The 20140-nt window shown below is 41.2% G+C and carries 18 protein-coding genes; 12 read left to right on the forward strand and 6 right to left on the reverse strand.

Features of this window, described 5'->3' with window-relative positions:
* Nucleotides 1-133: 133 nt before the first annotated feature.
* From ACIQ0H_RS21105 to ACIQ0H_RS21115, 3 genes are read left to right on the forward strand one after another with little or no spacing between them, the layout of a single operon-like run.
* Complete coding sequence (locus ACIQ0H_RS21105; protein WP_403419210.1) at nt 134-1573, forward strand: spore germination protein; 1440 nt, start codon at nt 134-136, stop codon at nt 1571-1573.
* On the forward strand, nt 1570-2589 hold the full coding sequence (locus ACIQ0H_RS21110) for a GerAB/ArcD/ProY family transporter (protein WP_403419212.1): 1020 nt from the start codon (nt 1570-1572) through the stop codon (nt 2587-2589). Before ACIQ0H_RS21105 ends, ACIQ0H_RS21110 begins: the two co-directional genes overlap by 4 nt.
* The gene (locus ACIQ0H_RS21115; protein ID WP_403419214.1) at nt 2586-3659 is read left to right on the forward strand and encodes a Ger(x)C family spore germination protein; all 1074 of its coding nucleotides are present in this window, start codon (nt 2586-2588) and stop codon (nt 3657-3659) included. Before ACIQ0H_RS21110 ends, ACIQ0H_RS21115 begins: the two co-directional genes overlap by 4 nt.
* A gap of 42 nt (nt 3660-3701) precedes the next feature.
* On the opposite strand, the gene ACIQ0H_RS21120 is transcribed toward ACIQ0H_RS21115, so the two are convergent.
* Nucleotides 3702-5048 carry an MATE family efflux transporter gene (locus tag ACIQ0H_RS21120; RefSeq protein WP_403419216.1) on the reverse strand — a complete coding sequence of 449 codons (1347 nt, stop codon included), beginning with the start codon at nt 5046-5048 and terminating at the stop codon, nt 3702-3704.
* Nucleotides 5049-5141: 93 nt separating this feature from the next.
* Between ACIQ0H_RS21120 and ACIQ0H_RS21125 the strand changes: the two genes are divergently transcribed.
* The 6 genes from ACIQ0H_RS21125 (at nt 5142) to ACIQ0H_RS21150 (ending at nt 13760) form a co-directional block, all read left to right on the forward strand.
* On the forward strand, nt 5142-6218 hold the full coding sequence (locus tag ACIQ0H_RS21125) for an undecaprenyldiphospho-muramoylpentapeptide beta-N-acetylglucosaminyltransferase (protein WP_403419218.1): 1077 nt from the start codon (nt 5142-5144) through the stop codon (nt 6216-6218).
* A 200-nt stretch (nt 6219-6418) separates the two neighbouring features.
* Nucleotides 6419-9229: a 2-oxoglutarate dehydrogenase E1 component gene (locus ACIQ0H_RS21130; RefSeq protein WP_403419220.1), complete on the forward strand. Its 2811-nt coding sequence runs from the start codon at nt 6419-6421 to the stop codon at nt 9227-9229.
* Between the two features lie 62 nt (nt 9230-9291).
* The gene (gene odhB, locus ACIQ0H_RS21135; protein ID WP_403419222.1) at nt 9292-10503 is read left to right on the forward strand and encodes a 2-oxoglutarate dehydrogenase complex dihydrolipoyllysine-residue succinyltransferase; all 1212 of its coding nucleotides are present in this window, start codon (nt 9292-9294) and stop codon (nt 10501-10503) included.
* 229 nt (nt 10504-10732) lie between these two features.
* On the forward strand, nt 10733-10930 hold the full coding sequence (locus ACIQ0H_RS21140) for a DUF6501 family protein (protein ID WP_340737955.1): 198 nt from the start codon (nt 10733-10735) through the stop codon (nt 10928-10930).
* A 54-nt stretch (nt 10931-10984) separates the two neighbouring features.
* Nucleotides 10985-11848 (forward strand): ATP-binding protein, encoded by an 864-nt coding sequence (locus ACIQ0H_RS21145; RefSeq protein ID WP_403419224.1) that lies wholly within the window; start codon nt 10985-10987, stop codon nt 11846-11848.
* A gap of 10 nt (nt 11849-11858) precedes the next feature.
* Nucleotides 11859-13760: a hypothetical protein gene (locus tag ACIQ0H_RS21150; RefSeq protein WP_403419226.1), complete on the forward strand. Its 1902-nt coding sequence runs from the start codon at nt 11859-11861 to the stop codon at nt 13758-13760.
* A 29-nt stretch (nt 13761-13789) separates the two neighbouring features.
* On the opposite strand, the gene ACIQ0H_RS21155 is transcribed toward ACIQ0H_RS21150, so the two are convergent.
* Both ACIQ0H_RS21155 and ACIQ0H_RS21160 read right to left on the reverse strand, forming a co-directional pair.
* Nucleotides 13790-14974 (reverse strand): toxic anion resistance protein, encoded by a 1185-nt coding sequence (locus ACIQ0H_RS21155; RefSeq protein ID WP_403419228.1) that lies wholly within the window; start codon nt 14972-14974, stop codon nt 13790-13792.
* Complete coding sequence (locus ACIQ0H_RS21160) at nt 14961-15623, reverse strand: 5-bromo-4-chloroindolyl phosphate hydrolysis family protein (protein WP_403419230.1); 663 nt, start codon at nt 15621-15623, stop codon at nt 14961-14963. Before ACIQ0H_RS21160 ends, ACIQ0H_RS21155 begins: the two co-directional genes overlap by 14 nt.
* Before the next feature lie 239 nt (nt 15624-15862).
* Between ACIQ0H_RS21160 and ACIQ0H_RS21165 the strand changes: the two genes are divergently transcribed.
* On the forward strand, nt 15863-16159 hold the full coding sequence (locus tag ACIQ0H_RS21165; protein ID WP_403419239.1) for a DUF1033 family protein: 297 nt from the start codon (nt 15863-15865) through the stop codon (nt 16157-16159).
* A gap of 115 nt (nt 16160-16274) precedes the next feature.
* On the opposite strand, the gene ACIQ0H_RS21170 is transcribed toward ACIQ0H_RS21165, so the two are convergent.
* The 3 genes from ACIQ0H_RS21170 to ACIQ0H_RS21180 all read right to left on the reverse strand — a co-directional run bounded on the left by ACIQ0H_RS21170 (nt 16275) and on the right by ACIQ0H_RS21180 (nt 19018).
* Nucleotides 16275-16934 carry a hypothetical protein gene (locus tag ACIQ0H_RS21170; protein WP_403419231.1) on the reverse strand — a complete coding sequence of 220 codons (660 nt, stop codon included), beginning with the start codon at nt 16932-16934 and terminating at the stop codon, nt 16275-16277.
* 123 nt (nt 16935-17057) lie between these two features.
* Nucleotides 17058-18665: an ABC-F family ATP-binding cassette domain-containing protein gene (locus tag ACIQ0H_RS21175; protein WP_403419232.1), complete on the reverse strand. Its 1608-nt coding sequence runs from the start codon at nt 18663-18665 to the stop codon at nt 17058-17060.
* A 125-nt stretch (nt 18666-18790) separates the two neighbouring features.
* On the reverse strand, nt 18791-19018 hold the full coding sequence (locus ACIQ0H_RS21180) for a tyrosine-type recombinase/integrase (protein WP_403419233.1): 228 nt from the start codon (nt 19016-19018) through the stop codon (nt 18791-18793).
* A gap of 258 nt (nt 19019-19276) precedes the next feature.
* Between ACIQ0H_RS21180 and ACIQ0H_RS21185 the strand changes: the two genes are divergently transcribed.
* The gene (locus tag ACIQ0H_RS21185; RefSeq protein WP_403419235.1) at nt 19277-19534 is read left to right on the forward strand and encodes a hypothetical protein; all 258 of its coding nucleotides are present in this window, start codon (nt 19277-19279) and stop codon (nt 19532-19534) included.
* A 212-nt stretch (nt 19535-19746) separates the two neighbouring features.
* Nucleotides 19747-19953 (forward strand): hypothetical protein, encoded by a 207-nt coding sequence (locus tag ACIQ0H_RS21190; protein WP_403419236.1) that lies wholly within the window; start codon nt 19747-19749, stop codon nt 19951-19953.
* The last annotated feature ends 187 nt before the right edge of the window (nt 19954-20140 follow it).

A 20140-nucleotide genomic window follows, 5' to 3' on the forward strand; every position in this document is an offset into this window, starting at 1 on the left:
TTATCGGTGTAGGGGATGGTTTTTTTACGAAGTACAAAAAATCTATTTTTATCCCTTACTGCAATCCACTATTGTTAGAAAAACGTTTAAAACATTTTTGCGCAGCTCATACTCTGTGCAAGAGGTGAATGGTATGGATGATATGAAGTCGATTGATGGCGTGATTTTATACATAAAAAAAACATTTCATGATTCAGCAGATTTGATTGTTGAAGAGATAGACTGGCAGGATAATCCGGCAATCATCTGTTATTACTCTGTGTTGAACGATGCGGCCCAAGTGAACAAAGAACTCGAACTAATTCGCAATCGAGCTGTAGAGGGGCTTGCGGAATGGGGAGAAACAGCTGCATCGACCGTTCAAGCCTTTTCTGTTCCTTTATTGATCGATAGCATTGTGACAGGTTCTGTTGCAGTTGTTTTTCCTTATACAAACTTGCTACTAAAAATTACGATTCCTAAAATGCCGGTACGTAGTATTAGTGAACCAGAAAACGAACATGTCATTCGAGGCCAGCATGAGGGGTTTGTTGAATCATTTGATATGAACATGGGCCTCCTGCGTAAGCATCTTACTATGCCAGATCTTGTTGTCAAATCCATTCGTCTTGGAAGCGAAACAAATACGCGTGTGGGCTATGTCTACATTGAGTCAATAGCAGATGAAGATATTGTTAACGACATTAAAAACCGATTGGAAGGGAATAATTTAGGGAAATTAGGAAAAGTATGGGGTACAGGGCAAATTGAAGATTATTTAGAGGACACGGTTTGGTCACCATTTCCGCAATTTTTGAATACAGAACGTCCTGATCGTGTTGTCGCAAATTTATTAGAAGGTAAAATCGCGATTTTTACCGACAGTTCTCCAACCGTACTTGTTGCACCGGTCAACTTCTTTTCTTTTTATGAATCACCGGATGATTATAATGCACGTGTTCTCGTTGGTTCATTTTACCGAATCCTCCGTCTCGTTAGTTTTATGGCGGCTATTTTTTTGCCAGCGTTTTATATTGCGGTTGTTAGTTTTCATTCGGAAATCATTCCGGCTGAACTAGGGAAACAAGTGAAGCTGGCGGTCAATGATATACCTTATCGCCCGATAATAGAAGCGCTTATTTTGGAATTATTTATCGAATTGATACGAGAATCAGCTATTCGTCTTCCTACGCCGATTGGACAAACGATAGGGATTGTGGGTGGTCTCGTTATTGGGAACGCAATTGTCGATGCTGGTTTCGTATCGAATTTTATGGTGATTGTTGTAGCGATGACTGCCATTTCAAGTTTCGTCATTCCGTCCTGGGAAATGAATATGAGCATTCGCCTGATTCGTTTTCCATTTATGGTTGCTGCTGCGCTGTTCGGTTTTTTCGGCATGGCAATTGGAACACTAGTTCTTTTTATCCACCTTTTGAATCTTTCATCATTGAAGCAGCCCTATTTCACGCCGATTGTTCCTTATGACCCATCAAGATTCAAGGATGTGTTCTTTAGAATCCCGTTTACCCGTCTGAAAAAACAGCAAAAAACGTTTACGCATGGTGCAAATAAAGAAGGTGGGGACCGTTGACGTTTAAATTATCAAGAAACCAATTTTTTTTATTACTATTCATTATACAAACGGGTACGGTTTCACTTTCTTTTCAAACACCATTTATCAATGCAACAGGGCGTGATGCTTGGCTAATTTTTATTATTGTAGGTGTTTTCCATTATTTACTGTTGCTTGTATACGAAAAAAATTATGAATACTTTAAGCCTGGCCCGATTGTATCTTGGCTTTATAAAGGCTATTGGCTTATTATTATCGTCTCTTTCATGTCTTATATCGACTATACACTTGCGGTTTGGGCATTCCCCGATACGCCACAGGTTATCGTCATTTCAATCATGGTAGGGGTATCACTTTACGCAAACCTGAGCCGCTCTGAAACAGTTATCAATTTAAGTGTGATCCTTGTCCCATTGATCCCGTTATTTTTCATTGTTCTACTATTTGCATGGCCTGGATATGTATGGACGAATTTGTTCCCAGTGGGCACCATTGAACGTTCGGATTTGTTGAAGGGGATGTTTACGTCCCAATTCACATTTGTAGGAATCGAACTATTCTTGTTTTTCAGAAAGTATGTAGATGCGAAGCAAAATATTAAGGGACTGCCACTTTTCATCTATCAGTTGGTATGGGCGTTGTTTTTCTTTAGTTCAATCCTGTTTACGCTTCTTTATTTTCCGTTAGCTGAAATAAAAATGGTTCCCGAACCTATCATGTATATTTTAAAATCGCAAACGGTGTCGTTCGTTGAAAGGCTTGATTTGTTTTTTATTTATCTTTGGATGATGTGGAGTATCATCACGATTGCCATTTTTGCTTTTACAGCAATTTATGTGCATCAACTTCACGCAAAAGGTCATCGGAAAAGAAATACAATTATTTTTCATATCCTACTGTTGTTATTGCCACTTTTTTTTCTTTCAAAAGAACGTGTAGAAATGATTCAGCACTCACTTATCTATTTCAATCTGTTTTTCATTATTGTTTTGCCGACAGTTGTCATTCTGATGAATAGGAGAAAAAAGAAATGAGAAGAATTGGTTTTATCCTTGTAATTTGTTCATCACTGTTAAGTGGATGTTGGGACGAACAGCAATATAAGGATGTCACGAATGTTTCACTTGTCGGGATAGAAGGTCGGCCGGGAAATATCAAGTCCCAATTTGCTTTTCCGATTTTTGAAGATGGGTCTATTAGTTATTCTACTGAGACAGGTAGTGGCATTACTACACGTGGGGCAAAAAATAGTACAAATACGTCTGAGGGGCTTGATATAGCTGAACTTCAAGTGTTACTTTTAGCAGGAGATTCTGCTAAAAGTGACTTATATCAGTATCTCGATATATTTTATCGTGACCCTCGCAATCGACTTAGCGCTCATCTGGCCATTGTTGAAGGTGAGATAGCACCCTATTTCGAATTACCTGAAGATAAAGGGAAAGATGTTGCAGCATATTATATGGAACTAATTGATACAGCAATCAAGTACTCATTGATCCCGAAGATTGATCTCCAACAAGTATGTACGCTACTTTTTACAGAGGATATGTCACTTGCGCTACCTTACATAAAAGTAGGTAAAGAAAGCGGTGTACCCGAAATCATAGGTACCGCATTATTTAATAAAAATGAATTTACAGGGGAATTTTTGGAAAGAAAGGACTCGGAGCTACTCAATTTGCTGAAAAATAAAAAAGGCAAGTATATGCGTCTTGAGTATCTATGGAAAAATGATGGGGAAGAAAGTCCTTTAGCGATTAGCGTGTTAAGTATTAAAAAAGATTGGGAAATTTCGGATAACAAGATAGACGCATCCTATAAGCTGAAAGTGTCTATCGAAGAATTTCCACATGACAGTCTAAATAAAAAGAAAATCTTAAAGGAGGTTGAGGATTTTCTCTCAAAGGAATTAGAGAAGGATTTAACGAGTGTGATTAAAAGGCTTCAAGAAGCGAAAAGCGACGCTGTAGGATTTGGGCGACCCGTACGCGCATTCCATCCTAAACTATGGGAACAGGGGGAGTGGACGGACACATTTTCGAAGTTGCCGATTCACGTCAAAGTGGAAGCGGAAGTTACAAGGTCAGGTATATTGAATTAAAGAGGTGAAAAAACCCGCGATTGCAATCTGCGGGTTTTAACATTAACTAAATTTCTTTTTTTGGATATAGATCAGTCGAACAGATAGTGTGATTGCTCCAACTGTTAGACCGGCAATCAAACCAATCCAATAACCATAGGGACCTAAGTTCGTATAAGTAGCCGTCAAATAGCCAATTGGTAAACCGAGTACCCAATACGACACAATTGCCATAATGAAGGTCATGTTAACGTCCTTGTAGCCTCGTAACGCACCTTGAACAGGAGCTTGAATTGCATCGGATAATTGGAACAGCGCGGCATAGACAAAGAACTGAATCGCCAATGCGATAATTCCTGTATCTGTCGTATAAAGCGAAGCAATTGGCTCTCTGAACACTAACAGAATGACAATCGATAAGAAGCTGAACGTAATGGCCAGCCCGACGCCAAGAAAACTGTAGTGCTTGGCATCTCGCATTTGCCCTGCTCCGACGGCTTGACCGACAAGGATAGTTGCCCCCATCGAAATACTAAGCGGAATCATATATAGTAGTGAGGTGAAATTCAAAGCAATCTGATGTGCTGATATTACAGCTGTCGAATAGTTACTCATCATTAGAGTGACAGCAGAAAAAATACTGGTTTCCACAAAAATCGAAATCCCGATTGGCACACCTATAAACAGGATTTCTTTCCATCTTATCAATGAAATCTTTTCCCAACCCTTAAATAGTGTGAATTCTTTAAACGGTTTTCGAAGCCAAGCGACGGAACAAGCGATAAAGAATACGAGCCAATACGTGATACCTGATGCATAGCCTGCACCTGCACCCCCGAGCTCTGGAAAGCCAAATTTTCCGTAAATAAGTAAATAGTTAAGGACGATATTGATCGGTGCAGATAACAAGATGATAAACATTGAAACGCGTGTCGCCCCAAGTGCATCGAAAAATGAACGTAGCACTGTGTACGCGAATAGGGGTAGAAGACCAAAGCTCATCCCTTTTAAATAATCGGCTGCCACAATGCGAACTTCATCCTCGAGTGGCATGGATTCTAGTATAGGTGAAACGGCGAATACAATGATAGCAAAGACTATGGCTGAAAGTGCAACTGCAACGTAAAGACCTTGCTGCACAGCAGGTCGAACCTCATCACGCTGACGTGCCCCGACATGTTGGGCAATTATCGGGGTAAGCCCCATCAAAATTCCAGCAAGGCCTGTATAAACAGGTACCCAGAAAGAAGAACCGATGGTAACACCTGCAAGATGGTATGTATCGTAGCGCCCTGTCATAAGAATATCGAAGAACGTCATCATGTACAATGCGACTTGTGTAATGAGGATTGGCATGACAATAGTTGCCAATCTAAATGGCTTTTTTCGAAGAGAAAGTGTATTTTCCAAATAAATCATCCTTTTTTCAACAGATAACTAACATTGTATCATGGTTCGTTTGCTATAATAACAATGAGTTTATATTAGAAGAGGTGAGAGGCTATGAAAAGGCCAGTAATTTTATTAACAGGAGGCGGAACGGCGGGGCACGTATCCGTGAATCAAGCGCTTATCCCTGTATTCAGTGAAAAAGGATACGAAATACATTACATAGGATCACATACTGGAATTGAAAAAGAACTGATTGGTAATGGACATCCTGAAGTCGTCTATCATGCCATTCAAAGCGGAAAAATCAGGCGTTATTTTTCTATGAAAAATTTTACGGATCCGTTCCGGGTGGGTGCAGGTGTTATGCAAGCACTAGGAATTATTCGGAAAGTTAAGCCTGAAATTATCTTTTCAAAAGGGGGATTCGTTTCAGTCCCTGTAGTGTTGGCTGCCAAACTTGCGAAAGTCCCTGTTGTCATTCATGAGTCAGACTTGACACCTGGGCTTGCCAATAAACTAGCATTACCATTTTCGAATCATATCTTTACAGTCTTTGAACAAACATTGAAGTACGTTCCCGCAGAAAAAGCGACATGCAGTGGGGCGATTATTAGACCTGAATTATTCGAAGGTGTGCGCGAGGACGGTTTACGTATGGCCCGATTGCCCGGGGAAAAACCCGTACTTCTTATTATGGGGGGAAGCCAAGGATCTGCAGTCGTGAATGAAGCCATTCGTAAGGATTTAGTAGCCATTCTGCAGCAGTTTGAGGTCATTCACCTTTGCGGTAAGGGGAATGTGGACGACAAGCTCGAAAGTATGACGGGTTATACTCAGTTTGAATATGTTACGGAGGGCTTGCCCCATCTACTTGCTGCATCCGACTACGCTGTTTCACGGGCTGGATCGAACGCCATTTTTGAATTGCTGGCCTTACGGAAACCGATGTTACTCATTCCGTTATCGGCAGCTAAAAGTAGAGGAGACCAAATTTTGAATGCCTCCCACTTCGAAAAATTAGGCTATGCACATGTGCTACAAGAAGAGGAAGTGGCAATTCGAACTTTATCGACAGAATTCGCCACGTTAGTAAACGATCAGAAACAGTTAATTGAAGATATGAAAAAATCTTCGCTACCAAAAACACCTCAAGAAATGGTGGAAATGATTATGACGTACCGAAATTAGCTGGAATAGACAAAATTTTGTCTAACCATGTAAATTTAATAGGTTGCAAGTGATTCAAAACAGGTGTAATGTAGTCCCGGGCACAAAAGTTTCACAATTGACGCTAAACCCTTTCAGTTATAGTGTTTGCGTGGTAATATTAATACGGATAAAAAATAAAATCACAATATGCCAGTAGGCAAATGTGGAGGTCATTTTACATGTCGAACAATGTTGGCTACCATCGTTCCCCGTATGCAGTTTTTTCGGGTCCAAACCTTGGGTATGTAATGGAAATGTATGAAGTGTTCAAAGTATCACCTGAGTCTGTGGACGCGGAACTCGCAGAAATGTTCCGTCATTTCGGCGCGCCCGTAATAGACGCAGGGCAACAAAGTGAAGCAATCGGAGCTGTTGCACCGGCTGATTTCAGTAAAGTATTATCTGCCTATAAATTGCAGGACGCAATTCGTACATATGGGCATCTTGCAGCAGATATTTATCCGTTACAAGATCGTCCGAAAGATTCAACGCGTATTGAAGCTTCCTATTATGGGTTGACGGACAGCGATTTGCAGGCTATGCCAGCATCACTTTTCTTTACTACTATTCCGCCAAACGTAATGCACGGGCTTGATGCTGTGAACTATTTGAAAACATTATATACAGGGAAAATCGCTTATGAATTTGATCATGTCATCGACGAAGAAGAAAGAACTTGGATTCAGTCTAAGATTGAAGGTGGAAGTGTTTCTACTCAACTATCTGTAGATGATAAAAAGGCTCTTCTTGAAAGATTGACGAAAATCGAAGGGTTTGAGAAATTCATCCACCGTACATTCGTCGGTGCGAAACGATTCTCCATTGAAGGATTGGATACACTAGTTGTCTTCCTTGACGAACTTGTTCGTCGTTCTGAAGAAGAGAAAACGAAAAAAATGTTGATCGGGATGGCGCATAGAGGTCGTTTGAACGTGCTGACACATATTTTAAATAAGCCTTATGAAATGATGTTTGCTCAATTTGCAGGCGTTCCAGATGCACCGTTCCTTCCGACAGACGGCTCACTTGAAGTGACACGTGGTTGGTTTGGTGATGTGAAGTATCATATGGGCGCATTATATACAGGTGAAACAGGCATGCAACGTTTCCTTGCCTATAATCCGTCTCACTTAGAAGTAGTGAATCCGATTATTACTGGACAAACGAGAGCAGCACAAGAAAACACTTCGAATCCAGGAGTACCTGAACAAGATACAAATGCTGCTTATGCAGTACTTATCCATGGGGATGCAGCATTCCCTGGACAAGGAATTGTTCCTGAATCGTTCAACTATAGCCGTGTCCGTGGATTCAAAACAGGTGGTTCTATCCACGTTATCGCGAATAATATGATTGGTTTTACAACTGAATTCTATGATTCAAGATCAACACACTACTCTTCAGACCCAGCAAAAGGTTATGAAGTGCCGGTACTTCACGTCAATGCGGATAGCCCTGAGTCAGTGATTGCAGCAGCATCATTCGCATTCGAATACCGTCAGAAGTTTGGAAAAGATATCCTAGTTGACCTACTTGGCTACCGCCGTTATGGTCACAACGAAATGGATGAGCCACTTGTGACGAACCCAGTTATGTATCATTCTATCCATGAGCATAAGACTGTGCGTGAATTATACGGTGCGGAACTGGTAGTAGAGAATATCTTAACGGAAGACGATGTGACGAAACTAGACGCGCAAATAATCGCGAGTATGCAAGACGCATACGACAAAGTGAAAGAGCATTCTTCGAAAACAGAATCCATTTCAAACGCTACGCCTGAGGAAGTTCTTGCTGGTTATCCAAGAGATCTTGAAACGGGGACTAGCGAAGCCAATCTTCGTCGTATTAATGAAGAATTACTCACATATCCCGAAAACTTCAATGTCTTCGGTAAATTATCCCGGATTTTGAAACGCCGTGAAGAGCCATTTAACGGCAAAGGAAAAATCGATTGGGCACATGCAGAAACACTTGCATTCGGTACAATTCTACAAGATGGTAATCCAATCCGGTTAACTGGTCAGGATGTTCAACGTGGAACTTTTGCACACCGTCATCTAGTTCTGCACGATGAGAAGACAGGCGAGGAACTCGTTCCGCTTCATCATATTAGCGGTTCAAAAGCATCTTTCGTTGCATATAACAGTCCGTTGACAGAAGCGGGAATTGTTGGTTATGAATTCGGTTATAACCTTGAAGACCAAAAGGCATTGTCTATTTGGGAAGCACAATATGGAGACTTTTCGAATATGGCGCAAGTCATGTTTGACCAGTTTGTCTCTTCGAGTTACTCGAAATGGGGTCAGCAATCTGGACTTGTTATGCTATTACCACATGCATATGAAGGCCAAGGTCCTGAGCACTCGAGTGCGAGAATTGAACGTTATCTACAGCTTTGTGCGGAAAACAACTGGACAGTCGCAAATCTCTCAAGTGCTGCGAACTATTTCCATATTCTTCGCAGACAAGCTAAAATGCTTGGCGATAAATCAATGCGTCCGCTTGTGATCGCGTCACCTAAATCACTTCTTCGTCATCCACTCGTCGGAGCAGATATTAGTGATTTGGCAGAAGGTCATTTCGAAACTGTGTTGGAGCAACCAGGAACAGGTAAGAATGTAGACAAAGTAGAAAAAGTCTTGTTTGCTAGTGGGAAAGTGGCTATCGATCTTGCTGAACGTGTCAAAGATGGTACAGGTTTCGATCATTTGCACATCGTCCGCGTGGAACAGCTTTATCCATTCCCGTCCGATAAAATTGAGGAAATCGTTTCCCGTTATCCGAACGTAAAAGAATTGGTTTGGGTACAAGAGGAGCCGAAAAATATGGGTTCTTGGTTATTCGCAAATAATTACATCCGTGAAATTGCGGGCGACAAGAATGTTTCTTATGTTGGCCGAATTCACCGTGCAAGCCCATCTGAGGGTGACGGGGAATCACATAAGATTGAACAAAACCGTATTCTTGATGAAGCATTGAAAAAATAATCATCACACTGTATGATAATGTATGGCTTAACACCGTAGATAGATTAGAGGAGGAAATTATTGTGGCAGAGATCATTGTACCAGAACTAGCAGAATCGATTACAGAGGGAACGATTGCACAATGGTTGAAAAAACCAGGTGAAATGGTTGAAAAAGGCGAATTCATCGTTGAACTTGAAACAGACAAAGTAAACGTTGAAGTTATTTCGGAAGAAGCTGGAGTTGTTCAAGAACACCTTGCAGCAGAAGGTGACACAGTTCAAGTTGGCCAAGTAATCGCAATCGTAGGTTCAGGATCTGGCGCACCAGCAGCTACTCCTGCAGCACCAGTTGAAGCACCGGCAGCACCAGTTGCGGCTGTTGTAGTTGAAGAAGATGCAAGTGCATCTGATCGTACAATCGCTAGTCCAGCAGCTCGTAAACTAGCTCGTGAAAAAGGCATCGATCTTGCTGCTGTTTCACCGGTTGATCCAATGGGTCGCGTTCGTGTACAAGATGTTGAAGCACATGGTACAGCTCCGAAAGCACAACCAGCTGCTCCAGCAGCAAAAGCGGCAGCTCCTGCTCAAGAAGACGGTCGTGTGACACGTGAGAAAATGACTCGCCGTCGCCAAACAATTGCAAAACGTCTACTTGAAGTTAAACAATCTACAGCAATGCTAACAACATTCAACGAAATCGACATGACAAATGTGATGGCACTTCGTTCACGTAAGAAAGACCAATTCTTCGAACAAAATGATGTTCGTCTTGGATTTATGTCATTCTTTACAAAAGCAGTTGTTGCAGCACTTAAGAAATATCCGTATGTCAACGCTGAAATCGATGGCGACGAAATCATTTTGAAGAACTTCTTTGATATCGGTGTAGCTATCTCAACAGATGGCGGACTTGTTGTGCCAAACGTGGTAGACGCAGACCGTAAAAACTTCGCTGAAATCGAAGGCACAATCGTCGAGCTTGCGAAAAAAGCACGCGATAACAAATTGACAATGGCAGACATGACAGGCGGTTCATTCACAATTACAAATGGTGGTGTATTCGGTTCACTGATGTCAACACCGATTATGAATGGTACGCAAGTCGGAATCCTTGGTATGCATACTATCCAAAGACGTCCAGTAGCTATTGGAGATAATATTGAAATCCGTCCGATGATGTACGTGGCTCTTTCTTATGACCACCGCGTAATCGATGGTAAAGATTCTGTTGGCTTCTTGAAAATGGTCAAAGACTTGATCGAAAATCCAGAAGACCTTCTTCTTGGATCTTAATATCAGCAAGGCAGACAGTAGGCCTTAAATCAATCGGCCCGTTTTCGTTGCGGGCCGATTTTTCTTTCTCTTCATTCAGTCGAAGACCCCACCTATATAGGTTGCGGGATGAATGCATTCTGTTTTACTGTTCAGCGGGTGTTCAAACTCCCGCTGAACGAAAATAAAGCCTCCGGACGCAATTACGCCGAGGCGTAATTGATTTAATAAATTGAAAGGAGAGATAGAAATGACATTCAAAGATTGGACAACTGCACCAGCAATTCGAACGGTCGTCTGCAAGCATGCAGATGCTGCGAAATATGTAGTGAATAATGTGTTAACACCTGGCAAAGAATATGAAGTAAAAAATGAGACAGAAGAATTCATCTTCGTCTTGGATAACACCGGCAAAGTCGGCGGCTATTACAAAACGTACTTCGAATAAGCAGCTAAACCCGATACAACTGTATCGGGTTTTTCATAAGGAGGAAATCATTAGATGAACGCATTGATAGAACAAGAACATGCACGCCGTTCAGGGGGCACTCATGAATCAGCTGCCCAACTGTTAATCCAACAAGGGGGGTATGTCTCACCAGACGCTCATTTATGGGAAGATGTGCTTGTCGCGGTTGTTTTAAAGAAGCCTGTGTTACTAAAAGGGCCCTCGGGTTCAGGAAAAACAAAATTAGCCCAAACTATTTCTCATTACTTTCAACAGCCTATGCAGAGCGTCAACTGTTCTGTCGATCTTGATGCCGAATCATTACTTGGTTTCAAAACGATTATTAGTAAAGACGGAGAAACCGTTATCGAATTTGTAGAGGGACCTGTGGTTCAGGCGATGAAGAAAGGGCATATCTTATACATCGATGAAATCAATATGGCAAGATCAGAAACATTGCCTATCCTTCACAGCGTGCTCGATCACCGACGTATGCTGACGAATCCATTTACGGGTGAAGTCATTTATGCACATGAAAACTTTACCGTTATTTCAGCTATTAACGAAGGCTATGTAGGCACATCCCCGATGAATGAAGCGTTAAAAAATCGTTTTGTCTCATTCACAGTACCTTATTTGACGGGGGAACAACTAAAAACAGTCATGAAAGATACTTTTCCAACTGCCTCACAACAACTTGTTGAGACTTTCCTTCAGATCGGCAATGATTTGAAAAAGCAAGTGATGAATGGGTTGTTATCCGATGAAGCTGCATCGGTTCGAAGCCTGCTTGATGCAATGGGACTTGCCGAGCACATCCCTGTAAAACGTGCAGTTCAGTACGCCATTGCGGAAAAACTGGACGATAAAATTGAACGAAGGCTCGTCATGGAATTAGTGGATACTTGGGTGAAATGAGGCGATTGCGATGGTGAAGATGAATCGGTTCATTCAATTTAACGATGAAACGGTCGATACGAGGACCTTGTTACTGTATGAGCGGTTGGGACGGGCACTTGCAGATGCGCCTTTTCTTGAGTTAACAGAGAGGAAATTACTTGAATTTCGTCCACAGGAAGGGATTATTTCGATGAGTGTTTTTTGGCGCCATCGAACAGAAGAAGTAATCCATGCAGGCAGGCTTTCTGATATTTATTTATTGACTGCGGGGTATTGGAAACGATTCGATGTACGCACTTGGCTGACTTTCACAGATCAATATCGCTCGCACCCATTACGGAAATTCACTACGGAACTCTTATTGATGCTTGAAGAATTCCGTCTCATTGATGTGATTACGAAGGAAAGACCAGGAACGGCAACTTCATTTGATATCAGAAGGGAAGCGTACGTCAGTTTTCATCGCAATATGCTGTCATCGAATATGCAAAAGAACTTTTTAGCTGACGCAATGATGAACCAGTTATTTGTATCGCTCCACGAAGGAATGTTTGCCGACACATCTATCAACTGGGGAGCCATCGACGTAGGGCTTGTCCAATCCGTTTTACAGCATACTTATGATGCGAAAAATACGCAGGATAATACGTTTATTGCCGACAGGATCGTTGGCATTATCGAAAGATCCATCGACAAAGACCTGATCCATCAGTACTACTCGGCCGGGGATTCAATTACCGAAGACAATACGGTATTTCATTATCATGAAGGGATGGCTGACGCCGAAAAGGGTGAGGAAGGTCCAAAAGAAACGATTGAAGAGGTATTTCGTTCATGGCATCGGGAAAATGAAAGTGAATCAGGTGTCCACCTTGAATTTGAGCTCGAGCATGGCCGATCTGGTCAAAGTGATGCCAACGATGCCACGCCTGGCAATGAAGAGGCTGACATAGAAGAAACGGGTTCCGGAGATTCAGAAGGGAACGACAACGAGCGCTGGACGGACGAAGAGAGCGACAAAGCAGACAAGCGAGAGAATAAGGTGAAGGCCGGTAAACTGTTTGGTAAGGAGCATCTGAACGTGGTGTATGAAGAATCGCGTATAGAAGTAGCTGATGAGCATGAAAACCGTCAAAAATTGCTGGTTTGGCGAGAACAGCAAAAGCCCTATGTTCGTTCGTTTGTTGAGGAAATGAAAAAGCGTATCGACTTGAAGGCAGATTCCAAGCGGGAGCGTCTGATGAAAGGGCGTCTATCAACCAAATTGACGACGATGGTAGTGGATGAAAGACCAAAACCATTTTATCGGAAAAATGCACCTTCTGTTAACTTGGATGCTGTTTTTGGGCTACTCGTTGATGGTTCTGCTTCCATGCTCGATAAGCTGGATGAAACAAAGCAGGCGGTGTTATTATTCCACGATGTACTTCGCCAACTGGGCGTGAGCCATGAAATTTCATCGTATTATGAAGATGCCTACCATGCCTCAAAAGAAGTGCAGCCTAATGTTTTCGGCCTCATGCATACGTTTGCAGATCGCAACAAAGACAACGGCATGTCTATCTTATCCTTTGATGCGAATGAAGATAATCGCGATGGATTTGCCATTCGATGGATGGCGGAGCAATTGTCTGCTAGACAGGAAAAGCATAAGTTTTTACTCGTTTTCTCAGACGGTGAGCCTTCTGCCTTCGGTTATGATCGTAATGGGATTCTGGATACAGCAGAGGCTGTGATGGAAACGGAGAAGAAAGGCATTTCCGTGATTCATCTATTCTTGTCGACGGAAGAGCCTACAGGGGATCAGAAAACCTTATTTGCCATGATGTTTGGTAATAAAACTGCATCCTCCAACTCGGTCGAAGGCTTTACTGATCAGACGCTGCGTATATTGAGAAAGTTACTAGCGATTGTTATACGGAATACGTAATGCTAGACAAATAAAAATCCAAAACCGCCTTATGAAGGGCGGTTTTGGATTTTTTCATGAACACCTAAAAGGCGTTGTTTCAACTCTTCTTCCATTCGTGCAATTTCAATTTCGGCTGATTTACGTTTTGCGCGACCATCAGCTTGGATGATAAGTGTCTCTTCTATCGTTTGAATCAAGTTTTCCTGGGTCTTCTTAAGCGTATCTATTTCGATGATGCCACGCTCATTTTCTTTGGCTGTTTCAATTGAATTAATTTTTAGCATTTCTGAGTTTTTCAGCAGTAAATCATTCGTCGTTTTTGTCACCAGTTTTTGCGACTCGACTGCCTTCATTTGACGGTTCAATGTTAAAGCAATAGCAATTTGATTTTTCCAAAGCGGAATAGACGTCATGATCGATGACTGTATTTTTTCCGCCAGCGTCTGGTTTGTCTGTTGGATCATCCGAATTTGTGGTGCGCTTTGGATGGTAATTTGACGAGATAATTGTAGGTCGTATAATCGTTTTTCCAATCTATCAAGGAATTGTGCCATGTCATTCACTTCTTGGAATGCCATTTGGTCATTCGACAATTCTGCTTGTCTACGCATTTCAGGAATAATCTCGTTGGCAATTTCATCACGCTTTAACTCTGCTGCGGCTATGTAAACATTCAGTGCTTGAAAATAGGTTTTATTTTGCTCATATAAATTATCGAGCATATGAACATCTTCAATTAGTCCCCGTTTTGAATGCTCTAGCTGGACGCCAATCCGGTCAATCTGTGTACTTAGTTTTTGATATTTTGTCATCATTTCCTGAACCGAACGCGTCGCTTTGTTAAACCATCGGCTAAGACCCGTCTTTTTTTTCTCAGATAAAGCATCGGGATCTATTTCTGAAAGTCGGTTCATCAAGTCTTTCAGCACATCACCAACCGGGCCGATATCCTTACTTTGGACATGATCGAGCATCTGATGAGAGAATTTAGAAAGCTCACCCTGCGCATTAGCCCCGTATGTCAGAATGGCTTCGTAGTTGCCAACGGGGATTTGGGCAGCAAGCTGTTGTGCTTTCTCCCTTTCTTCAATAGATAACCGATCAATTAGTTTAGGGCTTTTATTGACCTCATTGTTTTTCGTTTGCATTTCTTCTGGGAGAAGGGGTTCTTGAAAGTCAAATGGATTATCAAGTAGATCATCCATTGTTTTTACTTGCTTATTTTCGGTCATATGGTGTTTCTCCTTTCATTTCGAGAAGCGCTTTGTCTTGATTCATCGTTATATCAACAAAGTCGAGTTCCATTTGTAGTTGTTCGATATCTGGTGCAAGGGCACTTCGCAAATCTTGCTCCAATTGTTTGTTGACATCATTTAGTGTTTCTCGTGTGTTTTGTAGTGCGATGCGAAGATCTTTATCCTTCAATGGTTGATTGACTAGCAAAGCATATTTTGAAGTCAATTCAACCGCAGAATCGAGATGAGCATAAAAAAACTTTTCAACATGGTAAAACTTTTGCGGGTTTGTTTTAACGATGCCAAGAATCCTTCTAGCGAGGCCGTTCATTTCATACACTTGTCTAAAGGCTTGGACGGATCTTACTTGTCCATACAGGCTATTCAGTCGTTTGATTTTCTGTTTCGCTTCGGAAAGTTGGCCTTTTATATGGCTATATTCAGATCGGGACATCCCTAATTTTTTTCTGTTGGATGCTATTTGAATCTGTTTAAATGAAATTGTGCCACCCAGATAAATCACTGCAAATAGACCTGTTGTTGCGAAAATATTAAGTCCAGCACCGAAAAACAAGTAAATCCAAGACCCGAAACTAATGGGTGCTACGATAAAGTGCCGCAAAAAAAATTGTTGGATCTCTTTCATGGTATCTTCAGGCCTCCTTATCTATATTCATTTATACGTTTCAGAACGAATAAAGTTTCATACCAGTAGTTCAATTATACCCGATAAACACAATCCTCACATAGCATTTGCATTGGCTTCATTCCGGTGGAGACTTTGACAGATGCACAAAGCAATATGTTGGACATCGAGTGGGAGTTTGTTAAAATGAAGGTCATTCACCTGAGAGTTACATAGGGAGGTTATTTAAATTGTTTGAAGTGATTTATATGAAAGCAGATTACGAACCGTGGTGGATGTTTGAAGGGTGGGAGGAGAAGATTCGTTCCCGCTGTACTTTCAACGACGCTAAAGAGGCTTTGATGTATTGCGAAAAGTTACTGACAGAGCTACGCAAGAAGTATGCACTTGAGGCTGTAAAAAAAGACTGTTTCTACGTGTTTTGGTCCGAATGTGAGAAAGACTTCTGTGAAGCATGTGATGAGGATCTACAACTCTATCACGGCGTCATCTTAATGAAAGATGGCAAACCTACTGCTTACAGGGCGGAGGAGTAATGAAAAATAGATATTCACCCATTACAAAAAATGATCGTTAGTAGCGGTATTTTTTGTAATAGGTGAATCTTTTTTACGTAAAGGGCGAACCATTATGGGGACGCCCTTTTATCCATTATTGATCAACTGCTTTCAATGTAGAGGTAACGATATGTTCACCTTCTTCGGTCTTCATGATGGATTCACGTTTCACTTCGCCAAAACCTTCGACAAAATATTTGCGGTTGACGATATCCGTATCCTGCGATTCAATAACAAAAACACGGTCAAACGTTTTATAAGGTGTTTCTAGAGTTACATCGGTTTCAACGATTGTCCAATCTCCAAATGAAGTTCCTTTCTTGAACGGTTTCTTCAGGTAAACTCCAGTCGAAGCCATTGCATCTAACTCTTCCAGTGAAGGGAAATCTGCTCGCGTTTCAACCAACTTATTTTCGAGTATAAGTATTTCATCACGATCAATTTTGTAAGTATAACGCACTAGCCCCCCACCATTATTTTCGTGAATGATTACATAATTCTTATACGGATGGGCAACTTCAATATCCAGTTCCGCAAACTCATTTCCTTCACCTTGATAATGCGCTTTCGATCCATCAGCTAGAAAAAAATCTTCCATTGCGATGTCGGTTGGGCTGTCAATCCCACTACTTTGCGCTTTGCTGCCTGTGTTTTGAGATCCCGAATTATCCAAGGCAGTCCCACCATTTTTAGAACAGCCTGTGAATACAAATGCGGCTAGCACTAGCCAGAGGACAATATTCATTTTCCGCATGAAAATCACTCCTTTTATATGGTTTGTCCCATTGGACGAAAACTATACAAAGACGTTACAGTCGTGAATTGAAAAACAAGCCGTCTTCCCAATTAGTAGGGGAGACGGCTTGTTTATTATTGATTATTTGCTTTTTGCTTGCTGTTCTTTCCATTCAAGATACTCATCATAACCCATCATTTTATCGAAAATTGTACCATCATCATGGATTTCAATGATGCGGTTGGCAACCGTTTGGATGAACTGTTGGTCATGTGATGTAAAGAGCATGGCACCTTTGAATGACATCAGACCGTTGTTCAAAGCTTGAATGGATTCAAGATCCAAGTGGTTCATCGGCTCATCGAGAAGAAGAACGTTTGCACTTGTCAACATCATTTTGGAAAGCATGCAGCGTACTTTTTCGCCACCTGATAGAACGGATGGTTTTTTGTTTACTTCTTCACCTGAAAACAGCATGCGTCCTAAGAAACCACGTAAGAATGTTTCGGTTTGATCGTCAGGTGAATATTGACGTAACCATTCAACAAGGGATTGTTCAGTACCTTGGAAGTAGTCATTATTATCAAGAGGGAAGTACGCACGTGTTGTTGTTACGCCCCATTTGACATTACCAGCATCTGGTTCAGCTTCTTCTGCAAGAATTTCAAGAAGGGCTGTTTTTGCAAGTGGATTTCCAAGGAGAATGATTTTATCTTCCTTGTTCATTGTGAATGATGCATCTTTCAGCATAACTCTTCCATCCTGCGTTTTTGAAACATCTTGGATTGTCAAAACATCGTTCCCAATTTCACGCCCCATTTGGAAGTTAACGAAAGGATAACGGCGTGAAGATGGTTTAATATCGTCCAACTCGATTTTTTCAAGTGTCTTCTTACGTGAAGTCGCTTGTTTTGATTTCGAAGCATTGGCACTGAAGCGTGCAACGAATGCTTGAAGTTCTTTAATTTTCTCTTCTTTTTTCTTGTTTTGATCCTGTGACATTTTCAGAGCTAGCTGGCTAGACTCATACCAGAAATCATAGTTACCTGGGTAAACTTGGATTTTAGAGAAATCGAGATCCGCGATTTGCGTACACACCTTATTCAAGAAGTGACGGTCATGGGATACAACGATAACTGTGTTATCAAAGTTGATGAGGAATTCTTCTAGCCATTGGATTGCTTTCAAGTCCAAGTGGTTAGTAGGCTCATCGAGAAGAAGAACGTCAGGTTTACCGAATAGCGCTTGTGCAAGAAGCACTTTTACTTTATCAGAACCATCTAGCTCAGCCATCTTCACTTGGTGGAACTCTTCTTTTAGACCTAGTCCTTGTAGAAGGATGGCAGCTTCAGATTCAGCTTCCCAACCATTCAAATCGCCAAACTCACCTTCAAGTTCGGCAGCACGCATACCATCTTCATCAGAAAAATCTTCTTTCATATAGATAGCGTTTTTCTCCATCATAATGTCGTATAGGCGTTTGTGACCCATAATGACCGTATCCATTACGATGCTCTCTTCATATTCGAAGTGGTTCTGTTTCAGGATAGCAAGACGCTCATCTTTGTTCATGATGACATTTCCTTCTTGCGTTTCAAGTTCACCTGACAAAATTTTAAGGAACGTCGATTTACCCGCACCGTTCGCACCAATTAGACCATAACAATGACCTGGATTAAACTGTATATTCACATCTTCAAACAGCTTACGATCGCCGAACTGAAGGCTTACATTACTGACTGCTATCATTCAAAATCCTCCTAAATTCACAATGCTCCTATTATAGCACGTAATAAAACGTAGAAGCAAGAAAGCTTATGTTATCGGGGTTTGGAGTTGCAAAATTAAGAATGTCCCCCAAATCGTCCACAAAACTAAAAATTTAGTGCATCATTGAAAATTTTTACTGATTCAACTTCAAGCTCTTTTAAAGTATGTCCATAAACTCTTAGAATCATTTCTGGGGTGTTGCCCAAACGATCTGCGACAGTTTGGAGAGGGACTCCCTTACTAATCATTATAGTTGCATGGGTATGTCGAAGCCCATTTGGTGTGATGCGTTTTTTCCGGATTTCTTGATAATCCGTTCCATTGGTTCGCATACAGACTTAACGCTTACAGGGGTTGCTCCTCTGTCTGTTATAAATACATAGTCGGACTCTGTCCATCGCTTCCCGTAAGTTAACATTATTTTTTACACCATATTCTATATGCTTTCAACTGGTTTAATAAGACGTCGGCTATAAAAATCGTGCGGTTACATTTCATCTTTTATCAGCGCAAATTTTTAACTACTTATGAGGAGGAATATCATGGCTATTCAAAAAAATCATACCTAATCTATTCTAGGAAAAGAGATAGTGTTTGAGGGGGCGTACCATCAGGTATCACATTTAGTTGCCACGAAAGAAAAGGTTGAGACATTCGTCACTGTTTTCGATAGCGATAAAAAAGATCACATCTTAGATCATGTTAATCACAGCTTTGATTCCGCGGATAGTAATGCGTCTGGCGATTTAATTCAATTTGGATATGACCTCATCAAAGAACTACCTGAACATGAGGGGTCAGGGGACATCTTTGAAGAAGGTCAACCGAAAGAACCTACTACATATTAGGAACAAACCTGAAGAAGCAACATCTGATGTAAGGTATTTTTTCACGCCTCATAATTGGTTGATTATGGTACTATGATAATAATTGCTTCTTCAACTAACGTGGCAGGTTAGTTCAAGAGTGTTGTTTAACTTGTATTCAACAATCGGACCAGATTGTTGAAAATTAAAAGTATTATCTAATCATTGGGGGAGGATCAACTGCCTCGACGTTGATGGTGATTGAAAAAGGTTATTCAAGCGACAACAAAGAACATTGGATTAAGGCATATGACCCCAACAATCAAAACAAAGAAGAAGCATTTAAGATAGTGATACAAGAAAAGATGGTTTGGAACCTTATTGAGAAAGATAAAGAGTATTTCGCCATGTATTCAGAAAAAGGAGATAATCCCTGGGTTTTAGAAGACATTCAGTATTAGTGGCTGGGAAAGGGTAATGTTTAGTGCAATCCTCTTCCAGCAATCTGGCGCGATTGTTTAATAAGCGTCTCTGTTCTTCTTAAACTAACGGATGCTTTCTTACGTCCAGTCAAGTGTTTTCTTTAACTTTATTTGCTCATATTATTTATGTAGGTTGGGGGCAAATGAAAATCTAACGATTTAAGTT

Origin of the sequence: Sporosarcina sp. NPDC096371, from assembly GCF_044762865.1 — a bacterium.
Classification (GTDB): domain Bacteria; phylum Bacillota; class Bacilli; order Bacillales_A; family Planococcaceae; genus Sporosarcina.

Coding starts and splice junctions, on each gene's coding strand:
- ACIQ0H_RS21105 (WP_403419210.1), top strand. CDS start 134: ATGGATGATATGAAGTCGATTGATGGCGTGATTTTATACATAAAAAAA.
- ACIQ0H_RS21115 (WP_403419214.1), top strand. CDS start 2,586: ATGAGAAGAATTGGTTTTATCCTTGTAATTTGTTCATCACTGTTAAGT.
- ACIQ0H_RS21125 (WP_403419218.1), top strand. CDS start 5,142: ATGAAAAGGCCAGTAATTTTATTAACAGGAGGCGGAACGGCGGGGCAC.
- ACIQ0H_RS21130 (WP_403419220.1), top strand. CDS start 6,419: ATGTCGAACAATGTTGGCTACCATCGTTCCCCGTATGCAGTTTTTTCG.
- ACIQ0H_RS21140 (WP_340737955.1), top strand. CDS start 10,733: ATGACATTCAAAGATTGGACAACTGCACCAGCAATTCGAACGGTCGTC.
- ACIQ0H_RS21145 (WP_403419224.1), top strand. CDS start 10,985: ATGAACGCATTGATAGAACAAGAACATGCACGCCGTTCAGGGGGCACT.
- ACIQ0H_RS21150 (WP_403419226.1), top strand. CDS start 11,859: ATGGTGAAGATGAATCGGTTCATTCAATTTAACGATGAAACGGTCGAT.
- ACIQ0H_RS21155 (WP_403419228.1), bottom strand. CDS start 14,974: ATGACCGAAAATAAGCAAGTAAAAACAATGGATGATCTACTTGATAAT.
- ACIQ0H_RS21160 (WP_403419230.1), bottom strand. CDS start 15,623: ATGAAAGAGATCCAACAATTTTTTTTGCGGCACTTTATCGTAGCACCC.
- ACIQ0H_RS21170 (WP_403419231.1), bottom strand. CDS start 16,934: ATGCGGAAAATGAATATTGTCCTCTGGCTAGTGCTAGCCGCATTTGTA.
- ACIQ0H_RS21175 (WP_403419232.1), bottom strand. CDS start 18,665: ATGATAGCAGTCAGTAATGTAAGCCTTCAGTTCGGCGATCGTAAGCTG.
- ACIQ0H_RS21180 (WP_403419233.1), bottom strand. CDS start 19,018: ATGCGAACCAATGGAACGGATTATCAAGAAATCCGGAAAAAACGCATC.
- ACIQ0H_RS21190 (WP_403419236.1), top strand. CDS start 19,747: ATGGTGATTGAAAAAGGTTATTCAAGCGACAACAAAGAACATTGGATT.